Here is a 19,230-nt window from a genome sequence, read left to right on the forward strand (position 1 = left end):
GAAACATGGATAATCTAGGCACAATCGGCACGACCGAAGAGCAAATTGAACTGATGGACGTGGCGACCAATTTCTGTCGCGACAAAAGCCCGGTCGAAAAGGCGCGCGCGCTGATCGATGATGAACTGGGATATGACCCTGCTGTCTGGCGTGAAATTGGCGAGCTTGGCTGGCTGGCGATTGCCATCCCCGAAGCCCATGACGGGGTCGGCCTGTCAATGGCCGAGGTCGTCCCGATTGCCGAGCAGATGGGCCGCAATCTCATGAGTACACCTTTTGGTTCAACGACGCTGGCAGCCCAGGCTTTGCTGGCCGGCGGCAGCGAAGACCAGCAGGCGGCATGGCTCCCGAAAATTGCAGCCGGGGCTGCGGCCACGCTGGCTCTGCGGGAAGATAATGGCGACTGGGACCTTGCCAATATCAACGCTACCGGCGTTGTGGATGGGGACACGATCATCCTGTCCGGCAAGAAACAGCTGGTGCTCTGGGCGGACAGCGCGGAACTGATCATCGCCTCGGTGAAGATTGATGGCGACGTGCGTTTTGCCCTGATCGAGCGTTCGGCGCTTGCTGGTGGCGCGCTGCGCCGCGAAACGATTATTGACGAGACCGCGCGCAGCTATGAAGTCACGCTGGACGGGGTAACCCTGCCAGCCGGTGCGCTGTTCGATACATCCCGAACCCGCGAGACGCTGGAGAAAATCGAACTCGCCGCTGGCCTGATCCACGCTGCGGAAATGACCGGCGGCGCCCAGGCGGTGATCGATTATACGCTGGAATATCTCAAGACCCGTAAGCAGTTCGGCAAGATTATCGGTAGCTATCAGGCGCTGAAACACCCGACGGTGAATAATTATGTCGAATATGAAAAGGCGCGGACACATCTCTATAGCGCCGCGCACAGCTGGGGCGAACAGGGTCGCGGCGAGGTTGCGGTGCTTATGGCTGCGGCGCAGGCGCACAGCAGCTATGCGACCGCTGCCGACCGTTCGATCCAGTTCCATGGCGGCTTTGGATTTACCCATGATTGCGATGCGCAATTGCACCGGCGCAAGGCGATCATGGGCGCTGCCCTGATTGGTGATGCGGCTTATCAACGCTCGAAACTGGCTCGGTTGTTGTTTGACTGAATAGTTTCAGTGCACCGGACTCCTGCGGAGTCAGGACACCCATCCAAAAGAGATATAATAGGAGATTGAATATGTCAGAAGTGCTCACCGATATTCAGGACGGTTTCATCATCGTCACGATCAACCGTCCCGATGCCAAAAACGCGATGACCAAGGCAGTAGCGGAAGGCATTCGCGCGGCGATGGAGCAGCTCGACAATGACAACAGCCTAAACGCGGGCATCCTGACGGGTGCGGGTGGCACCTTCTGTTCGGGCATGGACCTCAAAGGCTTTTTGCGCGGCGAGACGCCATCGGTCAAAGGCTATGGCTTTGGCGGGATCACCGAAAAGGGCCCGGAAAAGCCATTGATCGCGGCCGTCGAGGGCTATGCGCTGGCAGGCGGTCTCGAACTCGCGCTGGCTTGTGATTTGTGCGTCGCCAACGTGAACGCGAAATTCGGTATTCCCGAAACCAAGCGCAGCCTGGTCGCGGCTGCGGGTGGCGTCCTCAAGCTGCAGCAACTGGTTGGCAAGCGTGTCGCCATGGAATGGGCCTTGACCGGTGATTTCTTCAGCGCCCAGCGCGCCTATGAAGTGGGCTTTGTCAACCGAGTGACCGAAGGCGCGGCGCTGGACGCGGCGATCGAACTGGCGACAAGGGTCGCTGCCAATGGCCCGTTGGCGCTCAAGGCGAGCAAGAGGATCATCAACGAAAGCTATGACTGGACCAGCGAAGAGGCATGGAAGAAACAGGCGGAAATTATCGCACCGGTCTTCACGTCGGCGGATGCGCGCGAAGGATCATTGGCCTTCGCCGAGAAGCGCAAACCAAACTGGCAAGGTAAGTAATCACATCCCATGAGTGAAAAAATGACGAGTGCCAGCCCGGATATCGCGGATATATGGGCTGGCGATCAGGATCTGCCGGAATGGTTCATCAAAGCGATGGCTGCGCCGCGCGAGGAATCCTTCGTCGAGGTCGATGGGCACAAGGTCCATTATTTCCGCTGGGGCCAGCGTGGCAAGCCGTCACTGCTGATGACCCATGGCTTCCTCGCCCACGCGCGCTGCTTTGCCTTTATCGCACCGTTTCTGGCCGGGGATTATGACATTATCTCCTATGATCTGGCGGGCATGGGCGATAGCGAGATGATCCCCGACTGCGATGGCAGCAGGCGCGCCGAGCAGATGGTGGCGATCGCAGAGACGTTGGATCTGTTCGCCGGACCGGTGAAGCCGAAGATTATCGCGCACAGCTTCGGTTCCGGAGTCGCGCTGGGAGCGATGGAACTGGCCGGGGAGCGGTTCGGCGGCTTGATTATCTGCGATCTGATGATATTGCGGCCCGAACGGCTGAAAGCGCATTTTGAAGCCGGCGGCGGTCCACCCGGTTCGGGGCGTTCGGACCGGCCCAACAAGATTTATCCCGATTATGAAACCGCGCGCGGGCGTTTTATTCTGTCGCCGCCGCAACATGTGCAGCAGCCGTTTCTGTTGGACTATATGGCCTATCATTCGCTGCGCCGGATCGACGAGGGCGAGACGCACGGCTGGGCATGGAAATTCGATCCGATGGTTTTCCACCGCAATGCTGATGTGCAGGAAAGCTGGATGGATTTGCCGCAGCGCATCGTCGACCTGCCGCACCGGCTGGCGATGATCTATGGCGAAAACAGCCAGTTGTTCGATGGCGACAGCGCGGATTATATTCGCGAACTCGGCGGCAGCCATATTCCGATGATCGCCGTACCCGAGGCGGAACATCATCTGATGCTCGATCAGCCGCTGGCACTAGTGACGGCGCTACGCTCGGTACTGGCGCTGTGGGCGGAATGATTGCGCCTGCCAGGGCCTGAGCGGCAGGCCATTTGCTGATCGCCAGATGAACCGACCCCGGTTTCTGCGACAAACCAGTACAAAAAACTTCGAATCTGACAAATGCCTGCGACAGGTTTCCCCTATTTCTACCTGTGACGCCGCAGTTGGCGCCAGATAGAAAAGGGAATTGAATATGAAAAAGTTTCTGATGGCTATGGCAGTGACAACCATGGCGGTGTCACCGATGGTTACCGCTCAGGCCCAGGCTGCTCCGCACAGCAGCGTCGAAAGGTCCGACTATAAGACGGTCCAGAAATCGACGCAGCGGACAGTCCGGAAATCTGTCGCAAACAAGCAAGGCAAGCGGGTTGTGACAAGGACCGTCACGGTGCATAAACCGGCACCCGTGCGCTACGGTAAAACGCATTACGCGGTAAACCAGCACCAGACACATTGGGCCAAGGGTCAGCGGTTCGACCGGCGCTATGCGACCCATTACCGGGTGATTCACAATCCGCGTGCCTATCGGCTTGCCAATGCGCCGCGTGGCTACCAGTGGGTCCGGTCGGGCAATGATGCGATACTCATTGGTGTGACCAGCGGAATTATCGGTGCTGTGATCGGCAATGCAATTTACCGGTAAAAATCATCAACCCGCATTTTGACAAGGGCCCCCGGAAGCGATTCCGGGGGCTTCTTTCCAGATCAGGCTGCCAGAAACCCTTCGAGGCGACCGCGGATAATCTCTTCTGCTTCCGCCATGATCCGGTCGATCAGTTCCTGACAGGTCGGGATATCGTTGATCAGGCCGGCGACCATGCCGCAGCTCCAGGCGCCGATGTCCATGTCGCCTTCTTTCATGATCTTGGGATAGACGCCCGCAACCTGCTCGATAATATCGGTGAACTGCAGGTCGGCGCCTTTCTCCTTCTCGATTTCGAGCAGACGTTCGACCGCAGGATTGTTCAGCACCCGCTCGGTGTTCCGCAACGGCCGCATGACCAATCTTGTGTCGAGTTCGCTGGCCGCGACAATTGCATCCTTCACATTCTGGTGCACCGGAGCTTCCTTGGTCGCAATGAAGCGGGTGCCCATGTTCATGCCTTCCGCGCCCATTGCCAGCGAGGCGACGAGGCTGCGGCCATCGGCCTGACCACCGGAGGATACGAACGGAATGTCGAGTTCGTCGGCAGCGCGGGGCAGCAGGATCATGTTTGGAATATCGTCTTCGCCGGGATGACCACCGCATTCGAAGCCGTCGACCGACACCGCGTCACAGCCGATGCTCTGGGCCTTCAGCGCATGGCGGACAGCGGTGCATTTGTGGATTACCTTGATGCCCGCATCGTGCAGCGCGGGGAGTACCTGTACCGGATTGTTGCCGGCGGTTTCGACGGCCTTCACGCCGCCGTCGATAATCGCCTTGACCATGCCTTCATAATCCGGCGAATTGACCACCGGCAGGAAGGTCAGGTTCACGCCGAATGGCTTGTCGGTCAAATCGCGGCATTTGGCAATTTCGTCGGCCAGCGCGGCCGCGGACGGCTGGGTCAGCGCGGTAATGATGCCGAGACCGCCAGCGTTGGACACGGCAGCGGCCAGTTCGGCAAACCCCACATAATGCATGCCGCCCTGGATGATCGGATGCTCGATGCCGAAAAGTTCGGTAATACGTGTCTTCATGGGATGTGCTCCTGTCGTTGGAAGGATTGGAAGCATGTTCGCTCCATCCGGGAATCTTTTTAATCGCGCGATTAACTAGCAACCCGCTGGTCGCCCGTCCAGTCGCCTGTGGTCACGCCTTTCCAAATCTGGTCGGGCGATGTTTTGGCCAGCTCTGCACCCAGCCGCTGCGACCAGTGATGTTCGTTGCCCAGCGCGTCGCGCCAGGCCCACAGCCGTCGGGTATAATGGTGCAGGTCATATTCCTGCGTATAGCCCATCGCGCCGTGCACCTGATGGAAGGGTACGGTGACCGCTTCGACGCTATGGCCGATCTGGACCTTGGCAATGACCGCTTCGTGCCAGGCCTGTTCCGGATCATCGCGGTGACGGGCGATGGCGCTGGCCGCCTGCGTCGCGGCCATGGTGGCTGCGGCGCATTCGGCAGCGGCAGTGGCGAGCTGGTGCTGGATCGCCTGAAACTTGGACAGCGGTCGGCCAAATTGTTCGCGCTGCGACACATAGTCGATCGACAGGCCCAGTGCTGTTTCCATCGCCGCTGCCATCTGCACCGCGCGGACGGTCAGGATCAGCGCTTCCACGGCACGGCGGGACAATTTGGTTTTGGCTGACTGTTCCGCAACATGGCCGGAAAAAACAAATTGCGTCATGCCGTCCGGGGAAAGCGCCTCTTCGGGAGAGCGGACCGCGGCGCGATTGTCGAACAGGGATATTTCGTGATGTGCCTCGTCGAACAGGACAATCTTGTCGGCGTGCATGCCAAAGGGAATGTCGGCGCTCGGCGTATGGCCGCTGAGCGCGAAGCTGGCGCTGCCATCCGCCGGTGCCAGTCCCGCCCGGTCGAGCATCCAGTTGGCGATCAGCGTCTCGGCAAAGGGCACCGGTGATGCCGCCTGCGCCGAAGCCCAGATCGCCCCGAATGTCTCGTCATAATCGGCGCCAAAGCCGCCATTGGCTTCGCTCACCCAGGCGAGCGACAGGCCATTTTCCGTTAGCGCGTCCCACAGCGCCTGTGGATATTCGCCGGCCTCTGCCTTGTGCGGAACCTCCCGGTCGCACAGGTCGGTGTATATTTTTGCCGCGGTTTCCGCGATCATGCCTTCGGTATTGATCATCAGCGCAGCCCCAATTGTCTTGCGGTGATGCCACGCATCACCTCGGTTGTCCCGCCGCGCAAGGTATTGGGCGGAGAGCGCAGCACGCCGATATTCATGATCCGCCGCATCTCCGGACTCCAGTCCTCGGCCGGCAGATCGTTGAGCATCGCGCGCACCTGCATCGTCAGGTCATTTTCCAGCCGGTTGCCGAGATCCTTGACCAGTGCCGCTTCGGTTTCGGGCGACACGCCCTGTTTCAGCAGATTGGCAATGCCCCAGGACATGCCTTTCAATGTCCGCAGACTGGCGATCAGCTTGCCGAGCCGGGCATGGCTATCCGATCCCATCCTGCCGCTTAACTGCCACAGCGCGGTTTCCAGCGTGATATAGCTGGACAGGAACCGTTCCGGTCCCGACCGTTCCATCGCCAGTTCGCCGGTCACCTGTTTCCAGCCGCCGCCTTCCTCGCCGAGCAGACAGTCGTCCGGGACAATCACATCCTCGAAATAGACCTCGTTGAAATGGGCGTCGCCGGACAGATCGACAATTGGCTTTACGGTGACGCCGGGCAGGCTGAGATCGATTAGGATCTGGGACAGGCCGACATGGCGGTTGCGGCCATCGGCTGGCGAGGTGCGCAGCAGCGCGACCATATAATGGCAAATCTGCGCGCCGGAGGACCAGATTTTCTGACCGTTGATTTTCCAGCCGTCGCTGACTTTTTCGGCTTTGGTTTTGACATTGGCGAGATCGGAGCCCGCGCCGGGTTCGCTGAGACCAATGGCGAAATAACATTCACCTGCGGCGATGCGCGGCAATATGTCCAGCTTCTGCTCTTCGGTGCCATGGGCGAGCAGCATCGGTGCGTGCTGGCGGTCGGCGATCCAGTGGGCGCCAACGGGCGCGCCGGCCCGCAAGGTTTCTTCGGTGACGATATAGCGTTCGAGCGCGCTCTTGTCGTGGCCGCCATATTGGCTCGACCAGGTCAGGCCGATCCAGCCGCGCTGGCCCATTTTCTTCGAAAATTCCGGGTCGGCGGAAGACATCCAGCATTCCGGTTCCGGCCGGTAATTACCGGCTGCGCGTTCTTCTCTCAGGAAGGCCTGCAGTTCGGCGCGCAACTCTTCCAGCACCGGCTCCGGCTGGACAACGGGGAAATTAAATCGCTGCATCGCTTCGGCCTCTCACGGTGTGACAATATCAAATTGCGGATTGACCGCATCAAGCGCGCTGAACAGGGCTGCCATCAGGGCGGCATTGCCGCTGATGATCATGTGTTTGTTTTCGATCAGCTCGGGTGGCGTGACTTTGCGCATCAGCAATTGGGTAAACAGGGCCCGGCTGATCGTGATCTGGGTATCCGATCCCTCTGCGGTGACGGCATAATCCTCGCCGCGCGGGAACATCACGCTCTTGCCGAGGTCGATGGTCACCGCCTCTTTCCGGTCCGGGAACCAGAAACGGATGATGCCGCCATCGCCCTGCATTTTTGCCGGGTTGAATCGCGTTGCCATGGCGTCGAACAGGTCGACCGCCGGGATGCTGCCGAGCACTTTTTCATTGGCGGTGCTGATCGAGTCCCTGACATTATTGCCCTCGCGCAATTCCTTGGCACCAACCAGATAGATGTTGCGCCACGTTCCCGCCTCGGCTTGAAAGCCCAATTGCTCGTAGGTTGAAGCCAGCCAGCTTCTGGCCGCCTGACTGGCGGGATCGGCAAATACGAGATGGTTGAAAACCGTTGCTGCCCAGCGGTAGTCGCCCGCGTCAAAGGCCTTTTGTCCGACGATCAGCGCCTTGTCCGCGCCGCCCATTGCCGCGACATATTTTTTCGACGCTTCCACCGGAGGCAGGGCATGATAGTTGGCCGGAACCGCATCCCACCAGCCGAAATAGCGCTGGTAGACTGCCTTGCTGTTGTGGTTGAGCGTGCCATAATAGTCGCGCACGCCAAAGTCGGTTCTGGCGAAATCCGGCTCGCCGATATTCTCGGCTATCTCGTCCATGGTGGCGCCCTGATTGGCCTGCCGCATCGTCTGGTCATGGACATAGCGATAGATGCCGCGCTGGTTTTTGAGCGCCGTCCCGACATTGGCGGATCCCCATGTCGGCCAGTGGTGGGACGCCAGCATGACGTCCGATTTTGCACCATATTTGGCGAGCATGGCATCGATCACCTTGCTCCATTTCAGCGTGTCTCGAACCAGCGCGCCGCGCGGGGTCAGGACATTGTGGAAGGTGCGGGTGGCGACTTCTGCGGTGTGCAGCGCCTTATATTCGGGCAGGTAGAACACCAGCTCGGCCGGGGCTTCGGTTTCGCCGGCATCCATGAAGTCAAAGCTGATGCCGTCTATCGTCAGGGTCTCGCCGGTCTTGCTGATCGAGCGGGTCGGCGGGATGAGGGCGACATTGCCGCTCGACAGTTTCTGGCCCAGACCGCCACCGACATGGCCCGTGATGCCGACCGGCAGTGCCGTGCCAAACTGATATTGCACACGACGGTTCATCGCGGTCCCGGCCACGACACTTTCGCCAATCGCTTCGGCGAGAAAGCCGTGCGGCGCGATTACCTGTATTTTGCCGGCCTGAATGGCTTCGGTCGATGCGACACCGGCAACGCCGCCGAAATGGTCGCCGTGGCTGTGGGTGAAGATCACCGCCACCACCGGGCGTTCGCCGAGCGTCTCGTTGGCAAGAGCGAGTCCTGCCTTGGCCGGGGCCGGCGTGGTCAGCGGGTCGACGATGATCCAGCCGGTCTTGCCCGCGATCAGGGTCATTTGCGCGAGATCATAGCCGCGAATCTGGTAGATGCCGGGAACCACCTCGAACAGGCCGTGGATGGCGTTCAGCTTGCCTTGCCGCCAGAGCGAGGGATTGACGGTGTCCGGCGCGTCCCCCTGCATGAAGTCGAACTGGCGGGCATCCCATGCGACGGAACCATCTTCGTTAAGAATCTGGTCGTCCGCAATTCTGGCGAGAAATCCGCGATTGGCATTTTCGAAATCCGTCTGGTCGGCGATGGGAAGGCTTGCTGCGACTTTGGCATTGGCTGCCCTGGTCGCTTCAGTTGCAACACCTTGCGGAGGAGCGGCCAATATGGGAGCCGCCGACAACAGGGCCGCGATCAGAATTGCGGATTTTTTCATTCTCTCTCTCTCCTTCTTGTTCCCCTGCGCAGGCAGGGGCCCATCTCCCGGAACCTTCTATCGCGCGATCAGGAGATGGACTCCCGCCTTCGCGGGAGAACAGCGCCCTGAAGTTACGCCCCCTTGAACACAGGCTTTCTTTTCTCGAGTATCGCGTCAATCGCTTCGCGATGGTCGTCGAGCTGTTGCAGCACGCCCTGGAACAGCGCCGCCTGATCGAGATTCTCCTTCAATGTCACGCTCTGCGCGGTGCGCACCAGTTCCTTGGTTTTGCGGATTGCCAGCGGCGGTAGAGCGATGACCATTTCGGCCAGTTCATAGGCGCGCGCCAGCAGCGTTTCGCTCGGGACGACTTCGGACACCAGGCCATAGTTGAGCGCCTTGCCGGCGTCGATAAATTCGCCGGTAAACAACATCTGGTTTGCCCGTGCCTGTCCGATAATCCGCGGCAGCAGCCAGGCACCGCCATCACCCGGGATGAGCCCGACCCGCAGGAAGCTTTCAGCAAAGATCGCATCTTCGCCCGCGATCCGGATATCGCACATGGTGGTCAGGTCATTGCCCGCGCCGATCGCGTGGCCGTTGACCGCCGCGATCACCGGCACGGAGATTTGGGAGAAGGCCAGAGGAATGCGCTGGATCCCAGTTTTATACCAGTTTTCGATTTCCACCGGGCTCATATTCTGGTCGGCGGTCATGGCCTTGATTTCGTGCAGATTGCCGCCAGCGGAAAAGCTCTTGCCATTGGCGGCGAGCACGACACAGCTGATACCGGTATCGGCATCGGCCCTGCCAATTGCGTCGACCAGTGCTTCGCAGAGATCCTTGGACAGGGCGTTGCGGCTCTCCGGCTTGTTCAATGTGATCGTGACGACCCGGTCATTCTTTTCATAGAGTATGACATCACTCATCTAAAATTCCTTTGCCCTGCTTTTTCTGATTATGCCTCTTTCATTGCAGGGCATAGCGGATTCTGCAAGACTCACTCCGGCCAACTCGCTAAATGATCACGGATGATCCGAAAGAATAGCCCGACAGCACATCAAGACACATCGGGTTTCACCCTGGTGGAATTGATGGTCGTCCTGCTGATCATCGGCCTGATGGCTTCGGTTGTCGTCTTTTCTTTCCCGAGCGGGAGCAGCGCGCTGGAAGAAGATGCCCAGCGCTTTGCCGCGCGCACAGCGGCGCTGCGCGACAATGCGATATTGCAATCGCGGCCGATGGCGGTCCAGGTCACGCCCTCCGGCTATAGTTTTCTGGAACGACGCAAGGGCAGCTGGTCGGTGATCGAGGACAAGCCGTTTGTCTCGACCGACTGGTCCCGGGGCATCAGCGCCGCGCTTGGCGAAGATGGTACGATGATGATCAGTTTTGAAAGCACGGGCCTGCCGAGCGATCAGGCAGAACTTGTATTGCAGGGTGAAGCGCAAAGCCGCCGGGTGTTGATTGCCCCGATGGGCGATGTGCAGCTCGCCGGAGCAGCACCATGATCCGATTGCGGACCAAAACGGCGATAAAGTCGGGCGAACGCGGCTTCACGCTGATCGAAATGCTGGTTGCGCTGTCGGTCTTCAGTCTTGCCGCCCTCGCGCTGATCCGGCTCCAGGCCTTCACGACAAGCAATGCCGCCGAACTTGAACTGCGCGTGGTCGCGCAATCTGTGGTTCGCAACCGGGCGGTTGAAATCCTGACCGATCCGCGCCCGCCGTCTCTGGGGGAACAAAGCGGCGCTGTCGAAAATGGCGGCTGGCAATGGCAATGGACGCAGGATGCCAAGCTGACCGAAGATCAGCAGTTCATCCAGGTCGACATCACCGCGCGGGAGGAAGGAAGCGGTGCGCCTGCGTCGCTTACCATCCTGCGACCATCGGGTCTGTTGCTCGATGAGCCACTAGTGGAATCACCGGCGAACTAGCGGAAAACAACCGTTCGGTGGCCATTCAGCAAAATCCGCCGTTCGCCAGCCCATTTCACCGCCTTGGCTAGAACCTGTGCTTCGATATCGCGACCGATACGGATCATGTCCTCGACGCTGGCCCGGTGATCGACGCGCTCGACCGCCTGTTCGATAATTGGCCCCTCGTCGAGATCTTCGCTGACAAAATGGGCGGTGGCGCCGATCAGCTTGACCCCTCGTTCATGCGCGCGGTGATAGGGTTTCGCCCCCTTGAATCCGGGCAGGAAGCTGTGGTGGATGTTGATACAGCGCCCGGCCAGCTCGGCACTCATTCGGTCCGACAATATCTGCATATAGCGGGCGAGGACAAGATAGTCGGCGCTGTTCTGATCCATCAGATCGAGTATCGCCTGTTCCTGTTCGGCGCGATTGTCATCGGAAACCGGCAAATGGTGGAACGGCAGGTCATGCCATTCGGTCAGTGGGCGCAGATTCTCGTGATTGCCGACGACCGCTGCAATGTTGACCGGCAGGCTGCCGGTCTTCCAGCGATGGAGCAAGTCGTTCAGGCAATGGCTGCCCTTGGACACGGCGATCACGATATTGGGTTTTTCCGCGCTGCTGACCAATTGCCAGCGCAAGGCAAATTGCTCGGCAACCGCGCTGAAGCCGCTTTTCAGTTCGCTCAGGTGGGCAGGGAATTTTTCACCTGCGCCCTTGAACTCGACCCGCATGAAAAACCGGTCCCGCGCCAGGTCGGCATATTGCTGGCTATCCAGAATGAAGCCATCCAGATTCGCGAGAAAGCCGGTTACCGCTGCCACCAGGCCGACGCGATCCTGCGCCGTGAGGGTCAAAATATAAGTGTCAGTCATTAGTGCCAGAGCCTCTTTCCCTTGCCTCTGGCGGAAATATGCCCGGTTGAAAAGCCGGATTTCCCCTTGTGTGGATATTTGCAGGGTTTAGAAGCGCGTTTAACAAGAGACATATCTGGATGTGGTGATGAGCAAACTCGAAGATGCATTAGAAAATTTCGACCTGGATGATCTTCCCGAAGAGGAGGAATCGATGCTCGAATGGTGGGATTTTGATGATCACGCCGAGATGGTTGATGCCGTCGTCGGCGATATCCAGTTCATTATCGAAAGCGCGCTTGATGCGCGCGGCGATGCCTTGCTGGCTTTGCCCGCGAGCGACGAAGCGATGCCGCTGCTCGAGGCTTTGGCCGAGAAGCCGATCAAATGGAAATATGTCACGATCATCCCGACCGACGACTGGCTGGTGCCGCTTGATGATCCGCGCAGCCATGTTAAAAAACTGGCACAATTGTTCCTGACGCGCGGCGCGCGGGTATTGCCGCTGGCACCCGATCAGGACGATTATCAAATCGCCGGTGCGGCTGCCGATGCGCGGCTGCAAGACGGCAAATGGCCCCCTGATCTCGTCTGGCTCGGCATGGGTGCCGACGGCAGCACTGCCGGGATCATGGAAAGCGCTGACATGGAAGAAGCGCTCGACGGCCCGCCTGAAAAGCGCGCCGTTGGCTTGCTCCCTGACGGTGGCGACACGCCGCTGGTAACCCTTACCAAGGCCGCAATCTGTGAAGCCCGGACCGTGATCGTCCAGCTCAAAGGGGCTGCAAGCCAGTCACTGCTGGAAATGGAAATCGAACAGGGTGCGACCAGCATGGCTCCGATTGGCCGGATCTTTGCCGATTTGGCCGTGCCAGTGGATATCTATGTAGAGAATTAGGGGTGTTACGGCGCGATGTCGTCGATTTCTCCGACGCTCCATTGATTTAACTGCGTGATTAAACCATGGTGCTGCAATTGCGAATCGCCAGATAAGGCGATCGGCCAATTGGAGAACGCCAGCCTATGCATCCTTCCGTTCATGCCCGGGAAAATCCCGACAAGCCCGCTGTCATCATGGCCGGATCCGGTGAAATCATCACTTATGGTGAACTGGACAAGCGCTCGAACCAGATTGCCCAGCTCTATCGATCGCGCGGCCTGGAGATTGGCGACACCGTTGCCATCTGTATGGAAAATCATCCGCAATTCTTCCCGGTCACCTGGGGATCACAACGTTCCGGTCTGATCCAGGTCGCCATCTCCAACCGGCTGACCGCTGACGAGATCAGCTATATTTTGAAAGACTCCGGTGCCAAATTGCTGGTCGGCAGCAAACAGATGCTTCCAGTTATCGATCAGTTGCGGGCCGCGAATCCCGATGTTGCGCAACTGGTCTTTGGCGCAGGCGACGAACGGAATATGGAAGCGATATTGGAGTCGATGCCATTCACCCCGATTGCCGACGAGAGGGCCGGGGTCGATATGCTCTATTCGTCGGGAACGACCGGCAGGCCCAAGGGCGTCAGATTGCCCTTGCCCGAAGATGAAGATATTGCCGGGCCCAATGGCATTGCCATGCTCGCCGAGATGCTTTTCGGCTTTCACAAGGACTGTGTCTATCTCTCTCCCGCGCCGCTTTATCATGCGGCTCCGCTCCGCTGGAACATCGCGGTGCAGGCGCTCGGCGGTACCAGCGTTGTCATGGAGAAATTCGATCCGGAACGGGCTTTGCAGCTGATCGAGCAATATAAATGCGATGTTGGCCAGTGGGTACCGACGCATTTCGTCCGGCTGTTGAAATTGCCGCAAGAAATCCGTGCCAAATATGATGTGTCGTCGATCAAGAGCGCGGTGCACGCTGCCGCTCCCGTCCCGGTTCCGATCAAGGAAGCGATGATTGATTGGTGGGGGCCGGTGCTGAACGAATATTATGCCGGAACCGAAGGCAATGGGTTTGTATTTTGCAACAGCGAGGGCTGGCTGGCGCACAAGGGATCGGTGGGACAGCCGATCAATTGCCAGATTCACATCTGCGATGAACGTGGCGAAGAAGTAGCGATTGGCGAAGAGGGCCAGATCTATTTCGAGAGCGGTTCGAAATTCCAGTATCACAATGATCCGGAGAAGACCAAGGCGGCGACCCATGAAAAGGGCTGGACGTCGCTGGGCGATGTCGGGAAGCTCGACGACGACGGTTTTCTCTACCTGACCGACCGCAAGAGTTTCATGATCATTTCCGGCGGGGTGAATATCTACCCGCAGGAAATCGAGAATCTGCTCGTGACCCATGAAAAGGTCGCCGATGCCGCGGTGATCGGTGCGCCGGATGACGATATGGGTGAAAAGGTCGTCGCGGTGGTGCAGCCGATGGACATGGCTGATGCGGGAGCGGAATTGGCGCAGGAACTGGAGGCTTATTTGCGCCAGTCACTTTCCGGCGTCAAAATTCCCCGTCAGATCGACTTTCGTGCAGAACTGCCGCGCCATGCCACGGGCAAGCTCTACAAGCGGCTGCTGCGCGACGAATATTGGGGCAAGACCGACAGTAAAATCATCTGAAGGAGATTTGATCATGGCAACCGAAGCAGTCCCGACCCTTCCGCCGGAAATGGCAAGCGCAGTCATTGATCCCAAAAGCTATGCCGAATGGGACGGGTTGCTCGACCGGTTCGACTGGTTGCGCGACAATATGCCGGTCGCACGGATCGTGGCCGAAGATGGCAGTTTTGATCCGTTCTGGCTGATTACCCGCTATGAAGATGTGATGCGCATTTCGAAGGACAACCAGACCTTCCTCAACAACCCCCGGCCGGTCGTCCTTTCGACCAGGGATGCCATAGAATTTTCGCTGAAGGTGACCGGCAGCAAAATGCTGGTCGATTCCCTGGTCGTGTTTGATGCGCCGGTTCACCCCAAATACCGGCGGCTGACCCAGGACTGGTTCATGCCGAAAAATCTGAAAATGCTGGAAGCGGAGATACAATCGCTGGCCAAGGCCACTGTCGACCGGCTGGTCGAGGCGGGTGGAGAGGCGGATTTCGTACCACTGGTTTCCGCGCCCTATCCGTTGCACGTCGTCATGCAGATTCTCGGTGTGCCGGAAGAGGACGAACAGAAAATGCTCTTCCTGACCCAGAAGATGTTCGGCGGTCAGGACGAGGATTTGTCGGGCACCGGAATGAAGGACATGACCCCGGAGCAAATCACCCAGATTGTCGCCGGTGCCGTTGCCGAATTCGAACGCTATTTCGCCGCTCTGGCAGCGGACCGCCGCGCCAATCCGACGGACGATGTCGCAAGCGTGATTGCCAATGCCAAGGTAGACGGGGAGCCGCTCAACGACCGCGATATGGCGGGCTATTATATCATCGTCGCCAGCGCCGGCCATGATACGACATCGGCCTCGACCGCGGGCGCGATGATGGCGCTGGCGCAGGACCCGGAGCAATTTGCGCGGGTCAAGGCCGACCGCAGCCTGCTGCCCGGCATTGTCGAGGAGGCGATCCGCTGGACCACACCCGTGCAGCATTTCATGCGTACAGCCGCCGAAGACACGGAAATCGGCGGGCAGAAAATCGCCAAGGATGACTGGCTGATGATCAACTATGTCGCGGCCAATCATGATCCGGCGCAATTTGACAACCCGCGGAAATTCGACGCTGCGCGTTCGCCCAACCGGCATCTGGCCTTTGGCGCCGGTGCTCATCAATGTCTCGGTCTGCATCTGGCGCGGCTGGAAATGCGCATCCTGTTCAACGAATTGCTCGACCGGATCGAGACACTGGAATTGGCAGGAGAACCCAAGCGGGCCAAGTCGACCTTTGTCGGCGGGCTTAAAAGCTTGCCGATCCGCTATAGTCTATCGACATGAACGGCGGGCAGGGCCTTGTAATGCAGTATAAGCGACTCAAATAGAATCGAACGGTAAATCCCATAGGAGAGCATCATGGTTACCCAATATAAAAATTTGATCAACGGCGAGATGGTCGGCACCAAGGACGTGCTGGACGTCGTCAACCCGGCCAATGAAGAAGTGATTGGCCAGGTGCCGGCTTGCGGAGCCGCTGAACTGGATCAGGCGGTTGCCGCAGCCCGGGCTGCTTTCAAGAGCTGGTCGAAAAAACCGATCGAGGAACGCCGGCAGGTGGTGCAGGCAATTTCGGCAATCATAAAGGAGAATGCTGACGAGCTTTTCCGTCTGCTCACCGCCGAACAGGGCAAGCCACATGCCCAGGCGCAGGGTGAGATTATCGGCGCATCGATGATGGCGGGAGCCCAGTCCACGCTTGATCTGGACGATGAGATCAACGAGGACAGCGATGAACGGCTGAGCCGTACCCGCCGTGTCCCGGTGGGTGTGGTTGGCGGCATCGTGCCATGGAATTTCCCGGTCATGATGGCGGTACAGAAAATCGCTCCGGCGCTGCTGTCAGGCTGTACAATTGTCCTGAAACCTTCCCCCTTCACGCCGCTCACCACCTTGCGGCTGGCGGAACTGATCAAGGATGCCGCACCGCCCGGAGTGGTTAATATCATCACCGGCGAAGACAGCCTTGGGCCGTTGATCACGTCGCATCCCGATATCGACAAGATCACCTTCACCGGATCGACCGCGACCGGCAAGAAGATCATGGAAGGCGCGTCCAAGGATCTCAAGCGGATCACGCTGGAACTGGGCGGCAATGATGCCTCGATCGTCCTGCCCGACGCCAATGTCGAGAAGGTTGCCGAGCAATTGTTCTGGTCGAGCTTCACCAATGCCGGACAAATCTGCGTTGCCGCGAAACGCATCTATATCCATGAGGATATTTATGATGAGCTCAGCGCTGCGATCGCCGAATATGCCAGGAATGTGAAGGTCGGTGACGGCTCGCAACAGGGCACCGCAGTCGGCCCGATCCAGAACAAGAAGCAATATGAGCGGGTGCTGGAACTGATCCAGGACGCCAAGGACCATGGGTATAAATTCCTTGTCGGTGGCGACGCCAAGGACGAAGGCATTCCTGGCTATTATGTACCGATCACGATCCTCGACAACCCGCCGGAAGATGCGCGGATTGTTGCCGAAGAACAATTTGGTCCGGTCATGCCGCTGATGAAGTTCAGCACCACGGACGAAGCGATCAGCCGCGCCAATGCTAGCGAATATGGTCTCGCTGGCGCGGTCTGGACCGCCGATCCCGACGAAGGCGTGCGGGTGGCCGAACAGCTTGAAACCGGCACCGTGTGGGTCAATGAATTTCTCCACCTGTCACCTTTCGCGCCTTTTGGCGGGCACAAGCAGTCCGGATTTGGCGCTGAATATGGCAAGGAAGGCTTGCTCGAATTCACCTATCCTCAGGTGATCACGGTCAAGAAAGACAATGTGCCTGCCTGACCGCCGATGATGTGAATTGATCAAGCCGGTTATCGCTCTAGTGATGGCCGGCTTTTTCATTTGACGCTAGCGCCTCTGCGGTTTAACCGAACAGTTAAATTTCCGAATCTCAATCAATTAAACATGCGACTCTAAACCAATCAAAGGAATAAGATTATGGCAGAAGCCTATATTGTTGACGCGGTTCGTACCGCTGGAGGCCGTCGTGGTGGCCGTTTGGCGGGCATTCATCCGGTAGATCTGGGTGCTGCCACGCTCAATGCTATTGTCGACCGCAACGATTTCGATCCCGCCGCGATTGGCGACGTGATCACGGGCTGCGTCTCGCAGGGTGGCGAGCAATCTGGCGATGTTGGCCGCAATGCGGTTCTGGCATCGAAGCTGCCAGACAGCATTCCGTCGGTTTCGATCGACCGCCAGTGCGGTTCTTCGCAACAGTCGATCCATTTTGCGGCGCAGGGTGTGATGTCCGGTACGCAGGATATGGTTCTGGCGCACGGCATTGAAAGCATGACCCGCGTGCCCATGGGGTCGACGTTCAAGCTGTTCAAGGATGCGGGACTCGGCACCAACAAGTCTGAGGGCCTCGAAAAAGCTTATCCCGGCGTTCAGTTCAGCCAGTTCATGGGCGCCGAAATGCTGGTCAAGAAGCACGGCTTCACCCGGGACGATCTTGATCAATATGCTCTTGAAAGTCACCAAAAGGCGATCAAGGCAGCCGAATCCGGCGCATTTGACAATGAAATTGTCGGCGTGAAAATCGAGACACCGGAAGGCGAAGATATTCACAAGGTTGACGAAGGCATTCGTTTCGACGCGACGATAGAAAGCATTGGCAGCGTGAAGCTGCTGCAGGAAGGTGGTGCCATTACCGCCGCCAATGCCAGCCAGATTTGCGATGGATCGAGCGCAGTTCTGGTCTGTTCGGAACAGGCGCTGAAAGATCATGGCCTGACACCGCGCGCGCGGATCGTGAACCTGACGGTCACTGCCGGCGATCCGGTGATCATGCTGGAAGAGCCCTTGTTCGCAACCGACCGCGCCTTGCAGCGTGCCGGCATGAAGATCGGCGATATCGATCTGTACGAAGTGAACGAGGCTTTTGCCCCGGTGCCGCTCGCCTGGCTGAAGCATGTCGGTGCGGATCGCAGCCAGATTAACGTCAACGGCGGCGCAATTGCTCTGGGTCACCCGCTCGGTGCATCCGGTACCAAATTGATGGCGACACTGCTTAACGCGATGGAGGCCCGTGGATCGAAATATGGTTTGCAGACGATGTGCGAAGGCGGTGGACAGGCGAACGTCACGATCATCGAGCGCCTCGGCTAATGTAAATTATCGTCTTCCTGAACTTGTTTCAGGACCTCTTGCCGCATGGTGCGGATTCACCAGGGATCCTGAAACAAGTTCAGGATGACGAACAATAGAAGAAAGACAAGAACATGGAACTCAATAGCAATATCTCGGCCGTCGTCACCGGTGGCGCTTCGGGACTCGGTGCAGCAACCGCGCGCCGTCTGGCAGCCAAGGGCGTCAAGGTCGCCCTGTTTGATCTCAACGAGGAAAAGGGCGAAGCGCTGGCCGCGGAACTGGGCGGTGTATTTTGCAAGGTCAACGTGACCGAAGATGAAAGCGTCGATGCCGGCTTTGAAAAGGCCCGCGCCGCCAATGGTCAGGAACGTGTTCTGGTCAACTGTGCCGGTATCGGCAACGCCATCAAGACCGCCAGCCGGTCCAAGGAAGATGGTTCGATCAAGCATTTTCCGATGGATGCCTTCAACTTCGTCATTCAGGTGAATCTTGTCGGCACCTTCCGCTGCATCGCCAAATCGGCAGCGGGCATGATGAGCCTTGATCCGATGGAAGACGGTGACCGCGGTGCGATGGTCAACACCGCATCGGTGGCCGCAGAAGACGGCCAGATTGGTCAGGCGGCCTATTCCGCTTCCAAGGGCGGCGTTGTCGGTATGACCCTGCCGATCGCCCGTGACCTGTCCCGCGAAGGCATTCGCGTGAACACCATCCTGCCAGGCATTTTTGATACGCCGCTGCTCGCTGGTGCGCCGCAAAATGTCCGGGATGCGCTGGGCGCGATGGTGCCGCATCCGCCGCGCCTGGGCGTGCCGGACGAATATGCCGCGCTCGCGATGTGCATGATCGAAACCCAATATTTCAATGGCGAAGATGTCCGCCTCGATGGCGCCATCCGGATGGCACCACGCTAGCCAAGACAAATCAGGGGCC

The 19,230-nt window shown here is 58.6% G+C and carries 18 protein-coding genes; 12 read left to right on the forward strand and 6 right to left on the reverse strand.

All coding sequences use genetic code 11. The annotated features are described in order from the left end of the window. The first annotated feature begins 5 nt into the window (after window positions 1-5). The 4 genes from ACN0WX_RS04205 to ACN0WX_RS04220 all read left to right on the forward strand — a co-directional run bounded on the left by ACN0WX_RS04205 (window position 6) and on the right by ACN0WX_RS04220 (window position 3,572). Window positions 6-1,130 carry an acyl-CoA dehydrogenase family protein gene (locus ACN0WX_RS04205; RefSeq protein ID WP_417621018.1) on the forward strand — a complete coding sequence of 375 codons (1,125 nt, stop codon included), beginning with the start codon at window positions 6-8 and terminating at the stop codon, window positions 1,128-1,130. 71 nt (window positions 1,131-1,201) lie between these two features. Beyond that, on the forward strand, window positions 1,202-1,960 hold the full coding sequence (locus tag ACN0WX_RS04210) for a crotonase/enoyl-CoA hydratase family protein (protein ID WP_417621019.1): 759 nt from the start codon (window positions 1,202-1,204) through the stop codon (window positions 1,958-1,960). A gap of 9 nt (window positions 1,961-1,969) precedes the next feature. Continuing rightward, a complete protein-coding gene (locus tag ACN0WX_RS04215; RefSeq protein ID WP_417621020.1) occupies window positions 1,970-2,947 on the forward strand; it encodes an alpha/beta fold hydrolase in 978 nt (325 codons plus the stop codon). Between the two features lie 175 nt (window positions 2,948-3,122). Next, window positions 3,123-3,572, forward strand: coding sequence for an RcnB family protein (locus ACN0WX_RS04220; RefSeq protein ID WP_417621021.1), 450 nt, complete (start codon window positions 3,123-3,125; stop codon window positions 3,570-3,572). A gap of 62 nt (window positions 3,573-3,634) precedes the next feature. On the opposite strand, the gene ACN0WX_RS04225 is transcribed toward ACN0WX_RS04220, so the two are convergent. The 5 genes from ACN0WX_RS04225 to ACN0WX_RS04245 form a co-directional block, all read right to left on the reverse strand. After that, window positions 3,635-4,612, reverse strand: coding sequence for an NAD(P)H-dependent flavin oxidoreductase (locus ACN0WX_RS04225; RefSeq protein WP_417621022.1), 978 nt, complete (start codon window positions 4,610-4,612; stop codon window positions 3,635-3,637). A gap of 71 nt (window positions 4,613-4,683) precedes the next feature. Then, window positions 4,684-5,727 (reverse strand): acyl-CoA dehydrogenase family protein, encoded by a 1,044-nt coding sequence (locus ACN0WX_RS04230; RefSeq protein ID WP_417621023.1) that lies wholly within the window; start codon window positions 5,725-5,727, stop codon window positions 4,684-4,686. Next, complete coding sequence (locus ACN0WX_RS04235) at window positions 5,727-6,881, reverse strand: acyl-CoA dehydrogenase family protein (protein ID WP_417621024.1); 1,155 nt, start codon at window positions 6,879-6,881, stop codon at window positions 5,727-5,729. The genes ACN0WX_RS04230 and ACN0WX_RS04235 overlap by 1 nt, the downstream gene beginning before the upstream one ends. Before the next feature lie 12 nt (window positions 6,882-6,893). Further along, window positions 6,894-8,855, reverse strand: a complete 1,962-nt coding sequence (locus tag ACN0WX_RS04240) for an alkyl/aryl-sulfatase (RefSeq protein ID WP_417621025.1) — start codon at window positions 8,853-8,855, stop codon at window positions 6,894-6,896. Window positions 8,856-8,968: 113 nt separating this feature from the next. Next, the gene (locus tag ACN0WX_RS04245; RefSeq protein WP_417621026.1) at window positions 8,969-9,766 is read right to left on the reverse strand and encodes an enoyl-CoA hydratase-related protein; all 798 of its coding nucleotides are present in this window, start codon (window positions 9,764-9,766) and stop codon (window positions 8,969-8,971) included. A gap of 102 nt (window positions 9,767-9,868) precedes the next feature. Here ACN0WX_RS04245 and gspH point away from each other — a divergent pair, with 102 nt between their 5' ends. Together gspH and gspI are read left to right on the forward strand one after the other, a co-directional pair. After that, entirely contained in the window at window positions 9,869-10,348 is a 480-nt protein-coding gene (gene gspH, locus ACN0WX_RS04250) for a type II secretion system minor pseudopilin GspH (RefSeq protein WP_417621027.1), read from the forward strand. Next, window positions 10,345-10,773: a type II secretion system minor pseudopilin GspI gene (gene gspI, locus ACN0WX_RS04255; RefSeq protein ID WP_417621028.1), complete on the forward strand. Its 429-nt coding sequence runs from the start codon at window positions 10,345-10,347 to the stop codon at window positions 10,771-10,773. The genes gspH and gspI overlap by 4 nt, the downstream gene beginning before the upstream one ends. On the opposite strand, the gene purU is transcribed toward gspI, so the two are convergent. After that, window positions 10,770-11,630, reverse strand: a complete 861-nt coding sequence (gene purU / locus ACN0WX_RS04260; protein ID WP_417621029.1) for a formyltetrahydrofolate deformylase — start codon at window positions 11,628-11,630, stop codon at window positions 10,770-10,772. The two genes, gspI and purU, sit on opposite strands and share 4 nt — an antisense overlap. Window positions 11,631-11,757: 127 nt before the next feature. Here purU and ACN0WX_RS04265 point away from each other — a divergent pair, with 127 nt between their 5' ends. The 6 genes from ACN0WX_RS04265 (at window position 11,758) to ACN0WX_RS04290 (ending at window position 19,211) form a co-directional block, all read left to right on the forward strand. Beyond that, window positions 11,758-12,507 carry a 6-phosphogluconolactonase gene (locus tag ACN0WX_RS04265; RefSeq protein ID WP_417621030.1) on the forward strand — a complete coding sequence of 250 codons (750 nt, stop codon included), beginning with the start codon at window positions 11,758-11,760 and terminating at the stop codon, window positions 12,505-12,507. Between the two features lie 125 nt (window positions 12,508-12,632). Further along, window positions 12,633-14,168: an acyl-CoA synthetase gene (locus ACN0WX_RS04270; RefSeq protein WP_417621031.1), complete on the forward strand. Its 1,536-nt coding sequence runs from the start codon at window positions 12,633-12,635 to the stop codon at window positions 14,166-14,168. Between the two features lie 13 nt (window positions 14,169-14,181). Beyond that, entirely contained in the window at window positions 14,182-15,480 is a 1,299-nt protein-coding gene (locus ACN0WX_RS04275) for a cytochrome P450 (RefSeq protein WP_417621032.1), read from the forward strand. A gap of 75 nt (window positions 15,481-15,555) precedes the next feature. Beyond that, entirely contained in the window at window positions 15,556-16,986 is a 1,431-nt protein-coding gene (locus ACN0WX_RS04280) for an aldehyde dehydrogenase family protein (RefSeq protein WP_417621033.1), read from the forward strand. A 156-nt stretch (window positions 16,987-17,142) separates the two neighbouring features. Next, window positions 17,143-18,315, forward strand: coding sequence for an acetyl-CoA C-acetyltransferase (locus ACN0WX_RS04285; RefSeq protein WP_417621034.1), 1,173 nt, complete (start codon window positions 17,143-17,145; stop codon window positions 18,313-18,315). 113 nt (window positions 18,316-18,428) lie between these two features. After that, window positions 18,429-19,211: an SDR family NAD(P)-dependent oxidoreductase gene (locus tag ACN0WX_RS04290; protein WP_417621035.1), complete on the forward strand. Its 783-nt coding sequence runs from the start codon at window positions 18,429-18,431 to the stop codon at window positions 19,209-19,211. The last annotated feature ends 19 nt before the right edge of the window (window positions 19,212-19,230 follow it).

The organism is Parasphingorhabdus sp. (assembly GCF_048269915.1).
Classification (GTDB): domain Bacteria; phylum Pseudomonadota; class Alphaproteobacteria; order Sphingomonadales; family Sphingomonadaceae; genus Parasphingorhabdus.